The sequence below is a fragment of the Paenibacillus sp. FSL R7-277 genome (genome assembly GCF_000517965.1).
Lineage (GTDB): Bacteria > Bacillota > Bacilli > Paenibacillales > Paenibacillaceae > Paenibacillus_AQ > Paenibacillus_AQ silagei.
Genome location: NZ_ASPX01000001.1, coordinates 1 through 13,737, shown reverse-complemented (window position 1 = coordinate 13,737; position 13,737 = coordinate 1). Strand labels below are relative to the sequence as shown.

General features: G+C 54.3%; 10 protein-coding genes and 1 rRNA gene. 8 read left to right on the top strand and 3 right to left on the bottom strand.

Annotated features, from left to right (window positions below; translation table 11 throughout):
* Positions 1-63 precede the first annotated feature (63 nt).
* From C173_RS00050 to ligA, 3 genes are all read left to right on the top strand, one after another.
* Positions 64-771, top strand: coding sequence for a heptaprenylglyceryl phosphate synthase (locus C173_RS00050; RefSeq protein WP_036721273.1), 708 nt, complete (start codon positions 64-66; stop codon positions 769-771).
* Between the two features lie 50 nt (positions 772-821).
* The gene (gene pcrA, locus C173_RS00045; RefSeq protein ID WP_036721081.1) at positions 822-3,191 is read left to right on the top strand and encodes a DNA helicase PcrA; all 2,370 of its coding nucleotides are present in this window, start codon (positions 822-824) and stop codon (positions 3,189-3,191) included.
* A 77-nt stretch (positions 3,192-3,268) separates the two neighbouring features.
* Complete coding sequence (gene ligA, locus C173_RS00040; RefSeq protein WP_036721079.1) at positions 3,269-5,281, top strand: NAD-dependent DNA ligase LigA; 2,013 nt, start codon at positions 3,269-3,271, stop codon at positions 5,279-5,281.
* Between the two features lie 30 nt (positions 5,282-5,311).
* Here the strand turns inward: ligA and C173_RS34080 are convergent, their stop codons facing one another.
* On the bottom strand, positions 5,312-5,623 hold the full coding sequence (locus C173_RS34080) for a hypothetical protein (RefSeq protein WP_155991148.1): 312 nt from the start codon (positions 5,621-5,623) through the stop codon (positions 5,312-5,314).
* A 167-nt stretch (positions 5,624-5,790) separates the two neighbouring features.
* On the opposite strand from C173_RS34080, the gene C173_RS00035 reads away from it, so the two are divergent.
* From C173_RS00035 to C173_RS33440, 4 genes are read left to right on the top strand one after another with little or no spacing between them, the layout of a single operon-like run.
* Complete coding sequence (locus C173_RS00035) at positions 5,791-7,512, top strand: alkaline phosphatase (protein WP_442792609.1); 1,722 nt, start codon at positions 5,791-5,793, stop codon at positions 7,510-7,512.
* Positions 7,513-7,542: 30 nt separating this feature from the next.
* Positions 7,543-8,250, top strand: coding sequence for an ABC transporter ATP-binding protein (locus C173_RS00030; protein ID WP_235191710.1), 708 nt, complete (start codon positions 7,543-7,545; stop codon positions 8,248-8,250).
* The gene (locus C173_RS00025; RefSeq protein WP_036721073.1) at positions 8,247-9,521 is read left to right on the top strand and encodes an ABC transporter permease; all 1,275 of its coding nucleotides are present in this window, start codon (positions 8,247-8,249) and stop codon (positions 9,519-9,521) included. Before C173_RS00030 ends, C173_RS00025 begins: the two co-directional genes overlap by 4 nt.
* Positions 9,522-9,534: 13 nt before the next feature.
* Positions 9,535-10,455 carry a hypothetical protein gene (locus C173_RS33440; protein WP_235191709.1) on the top strand — a complete coding sequence of 307 codons (921 nt, stop codon included), beginning with the start codon at positions 9,535-9,537 and terminating at the stop codon, positions 10,453-10,455.
* Positions 10,456-10,536: 81 nt separating this feature from the next.
* Here the strand turns inward: C173_RS33440 and C173_RS00015 are convergent, their stop codons facing one another.
* Both C173_RS00015 and C173_RS00010 read right to left on the bottom strand, forming a co-directional pair.
* The gene (locus C173_RS00015) at positions 10,537-11,811 is read right to left on the bottom strand and encodes a molybdopterin-dependent oxidoreductase (protein WP_081750949.1); all 1,275 of its coding nucleotides are present in this window, start codon (positions 11,809-11,811) and stop codon (positions 10,537-10,539) included.
* A gap of 114 nt (positions 11,812-11,925) precedes the next feature.
* Positions 11,926-13,176, bottom strand: coding sequence for an MFS transporter (locus tag C173_RS00010; RefSeq protein ID WP_036721068.1), 1,251 nt, complete (start codon positions 13,174-13,176; stop codon positions 11,926-11,928).
* Positions 13,177-13,656: 480 nt separating this feature from the next.
* Between C173_RS00010 and C173_RS00005 the strand changes: the two genes are divergently transcribed.
* Positions 13,657-13,737, top strand: a 16S ribosomal RNA gene (locus C173_RS00005); the annotation flags it as partial.

The window sequence follows — 13,737 nt, the reverse complement described above, 5'->3', positions numbered from 1 at the left end:
TGCGAGCGCAGGAGTGTGTATATTCACTTAGATGAACAATGAGGATGGACAAAGATGAACGAGATGCGGCAAATGATCAGGCCATGGCGGCATGTATTCAAGCTGGACCCGGACCGTGTGCTTGGTGACAAGGAACTGGCCGCTGTGTGCCAGTCGGGAACCGATGCGATTATCGTAGGCGGCTCTACTGGCGTGACTTATGAGAATACAGTGAGTCTGCTTGCGAGAATCCGGCAGTATGACCTGCCTTGCGCGCTGGAAATCTCGGATCTGGAGGCCGCTGTGCCCGGTTTTGATCTGTATATGATTCCCATGGTGCTCAACACTGACGATACTTCATGGATTCTCGGCCATCACCGCCGGGCGATTGAACGCTTCGGCAGTCTGATCCCATGGGAATTGCTGCTGACAGAGGGCTATATTGTGCTGAACAGTGATTCCTCGGTAGCGCGCCTGACCGGTGCCGACTGCTCGCTGGATGCGGCTGGTGCGGGAGCCTATGCGCAGATTGCAGACAAGCTGATGAACCTCCCGGTGGTCTACCTTGAATATAGCGGACGTTATGGAGATCTGGAGATTGTGCGCGAGGTCAGGGAAGTGGTTGAGCACAGCCAGCTTTTCTATGGAGGCGGAATTACAGGTCCAGAGGAAGCCATGCATGTAGCCGCGCTATGTGATACAGTAGTGGTCGGCAATATTATTTATAGCAATGTGGAACAAGCGCTGTTGACGGTCCAGGCTGTGCGGGATACCCCGCAGATGGACTGGTAGAGTTTATAGATACTAAGTGTAACTTATATTCAGAAAGGAGCATGTAACACATGCAACTTGTTAACATACAGGACGCCGTAAGCCGTCTGAATCCCCCGCAGCGTCAGGCTGTAGAAGCAACTGAAGGACCCTTGCTCATCATGGCTGGCGCGGGCAGCGGCAAGACCCGCGTGCTGACCCACAGGATTGCCTGGCTGATCGCGAACCGTAAGGCACCGCCTTGGGCGATTCTGGCGATTACGTTTACGAATAAAGCTGCCCGGGAGATGCAGGATCGTGTCTCCAAGCTGGTAGGGCCGGAGGGCCGGGATATTTGGGTATCCACTTTTCACTCGATGTGTGTGCGGATTCTGCGGAAGGATATCGATCAGATTGGTTTCACCTCGAATTTCTCCATTCTGGATTCGACAGATCAGCTGTCCGTCATCCGCAATTGTATGAAGGATCTCGACATCGACACTAAGAAGTTCGAGCCGAAGGCCGTCCAGGCCGTCATCAGCACGAACAAGAATGAGCTGATTACACCGGCGCAGTATGAGCAGAAGGTTGGCGATTATTTTGAAGGCCTGGTGGCTAAGGTGTATTCTAAATACCAGCACCGGCTGAGAAGCAATAACTCTCTCGATTTCGATGACCTGATTATGAAGACGATCGAGCTGTTCAAGGAGAAGCCGGATGTACTGGATTTCTATCAGAAGAAGTTCAAGTATATTCATGTTGATGAGTACCAGGATACGAACCGTGCGCAGTACATGCTCTGCCGGATGCTGGCTGAAGGCCATCACCGGATCTGCGTGGTCGGGGACAGTGACCAGTCGATCTACCGCTGGCGCGGGGCGGATATCTCGAACATTCTGAACTTCGAAGAGGATTACCCCGAAGCCCAGACGATTCTGCTGGAGCAGAATTACCGTTCCACCTCGAACATTCTGAATGCCGCCAACGGCGTAATTGCCCTCAATACGGGCCGCAAGCCGAAGAAGCTGTGGACGGACTCCGATGAAGGCGCGAAGATCAAGGTGTTCCGTGGCGACACTGAGCATGACGAAGGATATTTTGTCACCGGGGAGATCAGCAAGAATGTGAAGCAGGGGCAGGCTTACCAGAACCATGCGATTCTGTACCGTACGAATGCCCAGTCCCGTGTAATAGAAGAAATTCTGATCAAATCAGATATTCCGTACCAGATCGTCGGGGGGATCAAGTTCTACGACCGTAAAGAAATCAAGGATCTGCTGGCGTATCTCCGCCTGCTGTCCAATCCTGATGATGATATCAGCCTGACGCGGATTATCAATGTTCCTAAGCGCGGACTTGGGGATACAACCGTTGGTAAGCTTGCGGCAGCGGCTGCGGCCCAGGGCGTCTCGATTTTTCGGGCGCTGCAGACGGTGGATGATCTCGGGTTCGCTGGACGCACCCGCAACACGCTGGTGGAATTCTACGATATGATCGAAGCCCTGCACCGGATGGTGGAATTCCTCTCGGTAACAGAGCTGACTGAGAAGATTCTCGAGCTGTCGCAGTACCGCCTTGAATTGCAGAATGAGAATACGCTGGAGTCCCGTTCACGCCTGGAGAACATTGACGAGTTCCTGTCCGTTACGATGGAATTCGAGAAGAACAATGAAGACAAGTCGCTGGTCTCCTTCCTGACCGATCTGGCGCTGATTGCGGATATCGACAGCGTGAATGATGAAGAAGAACGCAGTGATGCGGTGGTGCTGATGACGATGCACAGCGCGAAGGGGCTGGAGTTCCCGACCGTCTTCATCATCGGGATGGAGGAAGGGGTATTCCCGCACAGCCGTGCCTTCCAGGACAATGATGAACTGGAAGAAGAACGCCGGCTGGCGTATGTGGGCATTACCCGTGCGGAGAAGCAGCTGTTCCTCAGCTGCGCACGGATGCGCACGTTGTTCGGGCGGACGAACGCGAATGCGCCGTCCCGCTTCCTGGAGGAGATTCCGGAGGAGCTGAAGGAAGATACCGTCCGTGAATCGGACCGCTTCCGGCGCGGAGGCGCGGAGGCAGGCGGTGCCTATGGCGGCCGGGGCTTCGGCGGAAGCGGAGGCAGCCGGGGGAACTTCGGCAGCCGCACCGCTGCTGCCGGGAACGCGCCGGGAGGCGGCGGGTCCGCCAGCTTCGGCAGCGGCAGCTCGGCAAGCGCGGTGCCAGGCGCGGGCCGTGTGGTGGTGACGACCGGAGGCGCGCAGCGCACGACGGGCGGGGCCGGGGCGGCTGCGGAGGCCGGAGGCTTCAAAGCGGGCGACAAGGTCGCCCACGGCAAATGGGGCACCGGCACCATTGTGGCCGTGAAGGGCAGCGGCAACGATACGGAGCTGCAGATTGCCTTCCCGGCGCCGGTAGGCGTTAAGCGGCTGCTGGCCGGCTTTGCGCCGATCACCAAAGTTGAATAAATCAAGCTTGCGATTAACGGCAGTGCTTTTGGATCACGCTAACCGTAGGAAACCTATTTGACGGAGGGATATGCCGGATGGATATGATGTTCACGATGGAAGAGCTTGTAGCCGAGCTGAATCAATACAATTATCACTACTATACGCTGGATGCTCCGCAGATCAGCGACAAGGAATACGATGTGCTCTACGACAAGCTGGTAGCGCTGGAAGCGGAGAGCGGAATTGTATTGCCGCATTCCCCAACCCAGCGGGTAGGCGGGGAGCTGCTGAAGGGCTTCACACCGCACCGCCATCTGGCACCGCTGTGGAGTCTGGACAAGGCGCAGAATATTGAACAGCTCCGTACTTGGAACACCCGTGTGCTGAAGCTGGTGAATGATTATAATACCAAGAACCCGGAGAATCCGCTGCCGGAGCCGTGTTATGCCGTAGAGCTGAAGTTCGATGGCCTGACGCTGAACCTGACCTATCGTGATGGGGCGCTCGTACAAGCAGCTACCCGTGGCAACGGGGTGACAGGTGAGGGGATTCTGGCTCAGGTGAAGACGATCAAGTCCGTTCCGCTGAATATTCCGTTCAAGGAAGGCGTTATTGAAGTGCAGGGCGAGGGGATTATGAACCTGTCAGTACTGGCGGATTATAATACCCGCGCAGCAGAGCCGCTGAAGAATGCACGCAATGGTGCGGCGGGAGCGCTGCGCAACCTGAATCCCAAGATGACTGCCGACCGCAGGCTGAATGCTTTCTTTTATAATGTGGGGTATGCAGAAGGCGCACAGTTCGCCGATCATCAGGAGATGATGGATTTCCTGCGCAGCAACCGGTTCAAGGTTAACCCTTACCTCAACTACTTCAGCAATTTCGATGATGTAACCGAGCAACTGGCAGAGATTGAAGAGAGCCGTTCCGGTCTGGATTATCTGATTGACGGGGCAGTTATTAAGGTCACAGATTTCCGCATCCGTGAGGCGCTGGGTTATACCGACAAGTTCCCGCGCTGGGCCGTAGCCTATAAATTCGAGGCGGAAGAGACCACAACTATTCTGGAGTCGGTCAGCTGGAATGTCGGACGCACGGGCAAGGTCACGCCGCTCGCGCGGGTGGAGGCTGTAGAACTAGCCGGGGTTACGGTGCAGAACTGCACCCTTAACAACGTGGGCGATATTGAGCGCAAGAATCTGAAGTTTGCCTTGGGCACACGGGTGTTCATCCGCCGCTCCAATGATGTCATCCCCGAGATTCTGGGTAAGGTGACAGAAGAGAGTGACGGCGGGGAGATTATCTTCCCCGAAGAGTGTCCGGCCTGCGGGTTCCCGCTGGAGATGCGCGGTGCTCATCTGTTCTGCAATAACAAGCTTGACTGCAAGCCGCAGATTGTCAGCCGGATTACCCATTTTGCCTCCAGAGATGCCATGGATATCGAGACGTTCAGTGAGAAGACAGCGGCTCAGCTGCATGAGGAGCTTAGTGTACGGGAGCCTGCGGATCTGTATGAGCTAACCTTCGACCAGCTGGTGAAGCTGGAGCGGTTCGGAGAGAAGAAGGCGGCGAATCTGCTGAAGGCACTCGAAGACAGCAAAGGCAGAGATCTGGCATCCTTCCTCTATGCACTTGGTATTCCTAATACCGGCAAAGCCACGACAAGAATGCTGGCCGACCATTACCGCAGCCTGGAAGCCGTCATGTCTGCTACAGCGGAGGAACTGGCCGGGTTGCCGGATATCGGGGGAATTGTGGCGGAGAGCATCGTGAATTATTTTGCCGATCCGTTCGTAGTGGTTAGTATCGACCGTATGCGGGCGCTGGGGGTAGAGGCCAAGGCTCCTGAAGCTCCGCGTGTAGTTAATACCAATACCTATTTCAGCGGCAAAACAGTCGTCCTCACCGGTTCCCTGCAAAAAATGACCCGCGAGGAAGCCGCCGAACGTCTGGAGGCTCTGGGGGCGAAGGTATCCGGCAGCGTCTCCAAGAAGACGGATCTGGTTATCGCCGGGGAGAAGGCGGGCAGCAAGCTGGCCAAAGCCCAGCAGCTCGGCATTCAAGTCATTGAGGATGAAGACGAGCTGATCCGGCTGCTAGAGATGTAAGAGAATATATAGGTCCTGTGTTTCCTTTGCTTATGAGCGGAGGGGCGCAGGGCTTTTTTTTGATGTATAGGAAATCGAAAAACCGACCACATTGCGGCAAGCGAGGGTGAACGGGCCGGATGTAATCGAAAAACCGACCACATTGCGCCAAGTGAGGGTGAACGGGCCGGATGTAATCGAAAAACCGACCACATTGCGCCAAGAGAGGGTGAATGGGCGGAATGTAATCGAAAAACCGACCACATTGCGCCAAGCGAGGGTGAACGGGCCGGATGTAATCGAAAAACTGACCACATTGCGGCAAGCGAGGGTGAACGGGCCGGATGTACGGGGATAAGGCACCAGTAGTTGTCACCTGGTAGGGTGATTTTGTTGTGCAGACGGCTACCCTTCCGCTTTCATGTGAACATTTGATAATTTAATACAACTCCATACTTATTTTGACAGTTAGTTAATCTTTCCAGGGTAAGCTTGGGATTAGAACCGTCACAATGAGGAAGGGGTATATGATGAACAAGTTAATGAGGGGCATGATTTTTGGAGGATTGGCGGCAGCCTTAGTCTCAGGAGCAACCCTTGCAGGGGCGGCCAAGAGCCCGGCTAATTCCGGGGGCGCTGCCAAGGCCCAGTCTAAGAATCTTATCGTTCTGATCGGCGACGGCATGGGCCCGGCCCAAGTGTCTGCGGCAAGATATTTTCAGCAATATACCAAGGGAGTCAAGCACCTGAACCTCGATCCATACTACGTGGGACAAGCTACTACATATGCAGACCGGGGAGAGGACAGCGGTAAAATCGTATCCGGGATCGTTACAGACTCCGCCTCTGCCGGTACTGCATTTGCTACAGGCCATAAAACCTATAACGCAGGCATCAGCGTCTCTAATGAGGATGTCTCGAGGCCCTTTGCTTCCATTATCGAAGCTGCTGAGAGCGCGGGCAAGGCCACTGGTCTGGTGACCACTGCCCGTATCACCCATGCCACACCTGCCGTGTACGCTTCCCATGTCCGTAACCGTGACAATGAATCGGCGATTGCCTCACAGTACCTGGAGAGCGGCGTGGATGTGCTGATGGGCGGCGGGAAGCAGTTCTTCCTGACCAAGGATGAGAAGGGCAAACGTACGGATAAGAACCTGCTGCCTGACTTCAAAGCCAAAGGTTATACGGTCGTTGAGAATACCACAGCCTTAAATACACTCACTTCCAAGAATACCAAGGTGTTAGGCTTGTTCGGCAACTCCCATGTGGCTTATACACCAGACCGCACTCCGGAAATTCCGAGCCTGGCAGCGATGACCTCCAAGGCACTGAATATTCTGTCCGCCGATAAAGACGGCTTCGTCATGATGATTGAAGGCGGGCGTATCGACCATGCCGGTCATGCCAACGATCTGCCGACCCTCGTGCAGGAAGCGCTCGACTTCGACGCAGCCTTCAAGACAGCGGTTGAATTTGCGAAGAAAAACGGCAATACCTCCGTGGTGGTTACTGCTGACCATGAGACAGGCGGTCTCTCACTCTCGCGTGACAATATCTATGAGATCAACATCGATCTGTGGAACAAGCAGAAGCACTCCTCTGAGAGTCTGGCAGCCGATCTTGAAGCAGCGCAGACACCGGAAGAGATCCGCAAAATCGTAACGGCAAACACTTGGATTACAGATCTGACGGATGAGGAAGTTACCCAGATTATGAACGGTGACGGTTCTTCGTACAAACGGGAAGGCGCTTATAATGCAGTGATTTCCAAGCGCCTGCTGGTCGGCTGGTCGGGTCACGGCCACTCTGCGGTGGATGTTGGGGTGTGGGCGTATGGCCCGATTGCTGATAAGGTGAAGGGGCAGATTGACAATACGCAGATCGCAACTATGGGAGCGGGAATACTGGGACTGGATCTGAACAAGCGTTCCGCAGAGCTGCAGTCGAAATATGTCTATCCGAAATTCAAAATCAGCCGCGACAATGAAGTGCTCTATCCGGCTCAGGCTCTGGTGAAGGCGCTTGGAGGAACCTATACAGGGAGCACTTCTGCTGCCAAGCTTACTATTGGAAAGAATACGATTGAAGTCGACCTGACCGGTAAAACAGCGAAGCTGAACAGTAAAGCGGCCGCATACACGGTGGATGTGGATAACAACGTACTCTACCTTCCGCTTAGTGCGTTCAACCAGTTGAAGGGCACGACCTTAACCTGGGATGCGCTGTCCGAACGCATTGTGCTCAGATAGGAGTGGCTCTTATTGCTCCAGATTCAGAATTTGACCAAACAATTCAAAGTGGACGGCAGAGCTGTGCCGATCCTCGATATCCCCCGGTGGAATGTTGAAAAAGGAGAGCGTGTAGCCATTACCGGACCCAGCGGGTCCGGTAAAAGCACGCTTTTGCATCTGATCAGCGGCATTATGAGTGCAGACAGCGGCAGAATTACCGTAGATGGGCAGCTGCTTCACGAGTTAACTGAGGCGAAGCGCGATGCCTTCCGTGCTTCTGCTATAGGCTATGTGCTTCAAGACTTCCATCTGATTCCTTCGCTGACCGCTCGGCAGAATGTCGAGATTGCCATGACGGCCCGGCTTCCGCAAAAGGAGAGACGGCGCATAGTGGACGGCTGGCTGGAGCAGGTGGGCCTGGGGGGCCGCGGAAGGCATCTGCCATCCCAGCTCTCACGCGGGCAGCAGCAGCGCGTTGCTATTGTAAGGGCCATGATCAATCACCCGCCGCTTCTGCTGGCAGATGAACCGACAGGCAGCTTGGACTGGGAGACGGCCGATGAGATATCCTCTCTGCTCCTGGAGCTTAGCAAGGCCCATGGACACACCTTAATCGTGGTAACCCATGACCTCAATATGGCTGAACGGTTTCCACGCCGCTTGAACATTCAAGATATCAATGAAGTACGCCGGGAGGTATTAGCCCGGCAGCGGTCTTCGTTCAGCGGGATAGACAGGGAGGGGATTTCACTATGAGCCTGTTCCGGCTCACCCTCCGCAATGTGCTGCACCGGCGGTTCCTGTCTCTGCTTACCGTGTGTGCTGTGTCGGTTACAGTTGCCTTTATTGTTTTACTTGTTCTATCCCGTCAGAGTGTTGAGCAGGGGGCTAAGAAAGGCTATGGCCCCTTTGATCTTGTCATAGGCGCAGCGGGCAGTGAGACACAACTGGTGCTCAATACTTTTTATCATATCGGTGCACCAACCGGGAATATCCCGCTCGCTGTACTGGATGAGGCCCGGCGTGACCCGTCTGTGGAAGCTGCCTTTGCGATGACTACGGGCGACAACTACAAGGGCTATCCGATTGTCGGGATAGATTCCGGGTATTTCTTCACCCGTTACGGTGGCAGCCGGCTACAGGAAGGCAAGATGTATGCCGATACTGGTGATACGATTGTAGGCTCATACGTGGCCCGGTCCCTGGGACTGAAGGTAGGCGATACCTTTGCGGGGGCGCATGGACTTGTGCAGGGAGAAGACCACGAATCCGCAGCGGCTGAGCATGAAGGGGATCATGAGGCCGAAGAAGCAGGAGGACATGCGGCAGCCGAAGATGAGGGGACGGGAGAGCAAGCCGGGCATGCTCATGAGGATTTTCGATACAGAGTAGCGGGTATTCTTCCAGAACTCCATACTCCAGATGACCGAGCGGTCTTTACGACAGTTGACTATGCCTGGGCTGTACACGGGCTGTCTCCTGAGGAACGGGAGATTACGGCGGTGCTGGTTAAGCCGGCCAGTCTGCTGGGGGCCCATGATTTGAAGCAGGCGTTCGATGGCAGCAATGGTGTCCAGGCGGCGTATACCAGCAAGGCCGTGTCCGAGGTGTTGAATGCAGTGGATCAGGGCTCCCGGCTGCTGGGGATGCTGACCGCCATTTGTGTACTTCTTGCAGGTATTGCGATTCTATTATCTCTCGTTGCAGCAGCCTCGGAGCGGACCAAGGATGTCGGAATACTGCGTCTTCTCGGAAAATCACGGGCCTACGTATGGCTCTCCCTAACCACAGAAGGCCTGCTGGTAACAGCAACCGGACTCATCGCGGGGCTTGTGATCGGTCATCTCTGTGCCTTTCTGCTCAAGGACATACTGTTCTCGCAGGCGGGCATTCAAATCGAGCCCTACCATTGGACACCGGAGCATTGGTTTATTGTGCTTGGGGCGTTGGCTATAGGTCTGCTGTCCTCGCTTGGACCGGCCTTCCGGATGTACCGGATGCATCCGCTCGCCTTGTTCAAATCATAGGAGGTACGTTCAATTGATACGACTACAAGGAAGAATGCTTCTGCTGTCGGGAGCTGTGACAGGTATGCTGCTGCTTCAGGCATGTGGCCAGAATACTGCTGCTAATGGGAACGGGGAGTCCTTTGCGGTGGTGGTGGAAGCTCCGCAGAGCACTGAGGAAGTCACGGCGGAGGGTGAGTCGTCCGCATCCCCTTCCCCGCAGGACACTGCTCCAGCAGCCAAAGACGGAGTTGCTGCATCCGCTGCTCCATCCAAAGGTACGGATACCGGGACCAAGGTGACGGTTACGTTCAAGCCGTCTCCATCGCCTACTGCTGCACCTGTTGGAACGGCTACCTGGAAGCCCTCCAGGAAGAATGTAACCATTACGCCGAGTCCGGCCGCCTCTTCTTCTGTACAAAGCCCACGCCCAGCGGCAGCGTCTAAGGGTACCAGGGTGAGCAGCGCTGGAGCAGCGCCCGTTAAGGCTGGATCTGCTCCGGTATTGAGCATGTCACCGTCACCGTCTCCGTCTGCGGCAGCAGCGGCAGAGGCAGAGGCTGTCGTGGCTACCGGGGGTGCTGTCTCCACAGGGAATACGGCCATAGACTGGAACGGTTTTTTTGACGGAGACGATCAGACCCGGCCCTCAGAGCACTTCTGGGATCTTAGCGGACAGCAGGTTACCATTAAGGGATTCATGGGTGAGGTCCTTTCTTTTGAGAAAAACTGGTTCCTGCTTATTCCCGAACCGGGTGCAGAGTGTCCGTTCGATAATGGGGATGAGACCTACTGGAACAAGATTATGATCGTGTTTGTTCCTGAAGGCAGTAAGCTCCGCTACACCTCTGGTCCGCTTGAAATATCGGGGCGCCTGGATGTTGGAATCAAGATTGACGAGTCCGGCTACAAAACCATGTTCCGCCTGTACGATGCTTCCTTCAAAAGCCTGTGATCCATGAAGCAAGAACAAAAACCTCCAAATCCCTAATTGGGAAAGGAGGTTTTTATTCTGAAATAGAGGACAGAAGCAACATTAAACCCGCTTCGCACCCGGCAGCCAGGCATCTTTATCGTATCCCCGCTGTTCCCAGTACCCGACATAATCTTCATTGATTAACTCAATCCGGTTCAGCCATTTGACTGATTTATAGGCATACATTTGCGGAGTAACGAGACGAACCGGCCCGCCGAGCTGATTGGGGATAGGTTTGCCATCGTGCATCACGGCCACCATGATATCGTCCATCCTCGCCTGATCCAGAGTGAGTGAGTCCGTATAGACACCGTCTCCCGAGTAGAGCTTGACCATGACGGCCCCAGGCTGCACACCGGCCATATCGAGCAGCTTCGAGAGGGGGAGGCCCTCCCATGTATTTTTGTACACAGACCAGCCGGTCACGCAGTGAAAATCACTGACCTGCACCTCGCGCTGCAGCTTGACGAACTCTTCCCAGTTCCAGCTCAGCTTCTTATCCACCAGGCCATCAATGGTAAAAGACCAGTTGGAGTTGTCGAACGCGGGAATGGCCGTGACCGTATATACGCGAAAGCTGCCCTCGGCTCCCCCGCCGATAGGAGGTGCAGATTCCGCCAGCGGAACAGGGTCAGGAATCAATGCATTGGCATTGGTTGCCACATAGTCGGCTGTACCCGGGAACTGCAGGGATTTACCGATCCAGCGGACAAAAGTGGGACCGAGGGTGACAGCAAGCCCTGCGCCTACCGCAACCTTAATGAAACCACGGCGTGAATACATAGGCTGGGCTTCAGAAGGAGTCGCGCGCCGAGCCCGTCCTGCGGGAGAAAAGGTCTCTTTTACAGGTACAGCTTCTGCCACAATCGTGCGCTTCTTGGGCTCCTTCAGCCACTTCACCCGTGTAATGGAGTGATAGATGATGACTGGCAGGCCGACCCAGGTCAGCAGATCATGAATGAATAACGCAGTATTCGCTGCTCTCGGCCCGGCAAGCCTGAACTGCCAGAGCACAACCCCTGAGATCAGCCAGCCGATCAAAAGCGTCAGCACGAAGAGGACGTTGGCTTTTTGCGCAGGTTTACCCTTGAGCCGCTTCCAGTGCTTCGCCGCCAGGAGCAGATAGTAGACCACAGGGATCAACAGCGCCAGACCGAACACGATATGGCCCCATTTCAGCCACACTCTGCCCTCACCCAGCAGCTCTCTCCAGAAGCCGCCTACCAGCATCAGACCGCTAAGGGCAAGAATTAAGACCAGCCAGGCATTCCACAAGTGAATCGAGACGAGCTTCTTTCCGTATCCTTTGCGAAGGGTTGTAAGTAAGTTTTTCAAGCGTTTAGCCTCCTCTGGTGCCTCCACCTTAGAGTGATTAATTCAAGTTTTAACTAATTGTACCGCAAAAAGTGTCCCTTGAATAATTCTCTGCCGTTATCCAGATTCAGCGGATTATTCCGCTGCCCATTCCTCCAGCTTCTTGTCGCCGGGCAGCAGCAGGGCCAGCAGACCGAGCAGCGGCAGGAAGCCGCAGGCCACGAACACCGTGGCTATTCCGATCGTGTCGATCAGATGCCCAATTACGACAGAGCCAATTCCGCCAAGCCCGAAGGCAAGGCCGGTAATAAGACCCGAGACCGTACCGATATTGCCTGGATACAGCATCTGCGCGTAGATCACAGTGACGGAGAAGCTGGATAATAGAATGAACCCGGAGATGATCAGCAGCACGGCCGCCCAGAACTGGTTCACAAAAGGCAGGGCCAGCGCAAAAGGCACCGTCCCGATCATCGACACCAGAATAAGATTGCGGCGGCCGAAGCGGTCTGCCAGCGGGCCCCCGAAGAAGGTGCCGACAGCGCCGGCAGCGAGATAGATGAAGATATAGATCTGAGCCTTATCCAGCGTCATCCCGTATTTGTCCATTAAATAGAAGGCATAATACCCGCCGATGGAGGCGCCGTACCAGGATCGCACGAATACGATGAAGACCAGAATAACCGTTGTAATCAGAATACGTTTGCTGCGGGCAGGGTCGATAGAGCGTGACGCTGACTTTTTGCGGAAGGTGTATCCGGCATCCAGCATCTCTCGGTACCAGCGGGCCACATAGGCCTGGATGGCGACTCCGGCAGCGGCGATAACGGTGAAGCCGAGAGCACCCATCTGACCGAAGGGAATGAATACCCACTTCATTAATAGAGGACCCAAGGCCTGGCCGGCGTTGCCGCCCACCTGAAATATGGATTGCGACAGCCCCTTGCGCTGACCGGCAGCCATATGAGCCACACGCATCCCTTCCGGATGGAACGCAGCTGATCCGAAGCCCACAAGCATTACGGATACAATCACTAATACATAATTACCTGCAAAAGCGAGCAGGAACACCCCGGCAAAGGTACAGCACATCCCTAGCGGGAGCAGGATCGGACGCGGCTTCCGGTCAGCGGCGAAGCCGATAATAGGCTGAATCACCGAAGAGGTGAGATTCAGCGCGAACGCTATCCAGCCGATCTGGGCATAGGAGAGTACCAGATTATCCTTTAGTACAGGGAACATCGCCGGAATCAGTGCCTGAATGGAATCATTGAATAAATGAACAAAGCTGACAGCAAGCAAAATACGGTAGATGGTAGCCTGCTGCAGATTTCGTGATTCCCCCAGAGGGCCGGGTGGAGCTTGAGGCAGGGTCTTGTTGGACATTTGAACTCCTTTCAGGAACATTTAATAAATAAGTTATCTATGGACACGAAGATAAATTCTATTGTAGCGACAAATGAAGTATTATGGGAATCAATTTGTGCAGGGCTGCGGTGAACTATTCATTATTAACTCAAAAAAAGCAGTGCTTAATCCTATTATAAAAAAAGACTTGCAAACGCTTGGAGCGCGTGATATATTATCTCTTGTGCTTATGAGACATCGACGCTGAATTGAGCGGCGGAAGAAAAATAAGTTGACAACAAACGTAATAAAATGATATGATATAATTCCTGTGCAAGAGACATAACGTTGAAATGCCGGGAGCAAGTTCTTTGAAAACTGAACAAATGGAACGCTTTAATTTTTACAAGATTCATTCAATGAATCGTCAGTTTCAAAATGAGCAATCGCTCTTTTCGATAGTTTTCGGATGGTTATTTCCTCAAAGTGATTTGGGTGAAGCAGCCGCTCGGAAAAACCTAATTGGAGAGTTTGATCCTGGCTCAGGACGAACGCTGGCGGCATGCCTAATACATGCAAGTCGAGCGGAGTTTGAGAGGA

Bases quoted from the DNA above. Each gene is read 5' to 3' on its own strand.
- C173_RS00050 (WP_036721273.1), top strand. From the start codon at position 64: ATGCGGCAAATGATCAGGCCATGGCGGCATGTATTCAAGCTGGACCCG.
- pcrA (WP_036721081.1), top strand. From the start codon at position 822: ATGCAACTTGTTAACATACAGGACGCCGTAAGCCGTCTGAATCCCCCG.
- ligA (WP_036721079.1), top strand. From the start codon at position 3,269: ATGGATATGATGTTCACGATGGAAGAGCTTGTAGCCGAGCTGAATCAA.
- C173_RS00035 (WP_442792609.1), top strand. From the start codon at position 5,791: ATGAACAAGTTAATGAGGGGCATGATTTTTGGAGGATTGGCGGCAGCC.
- C173_RS00025 (WP_036721073.1), top strand. From the start codon at position 8,247: ATGAGCCTGTTCCGGCTCACCCTCCGCAATGTGCTGCACCGGCGGTTC.
- C173_RS00010 (WP_036721068.1), bottom strand. From the start codon at position 13,176: ATGTCCAACAAGACCCTGCCTCAAGCTCCACCCGGCCCTCTGGGGGAA.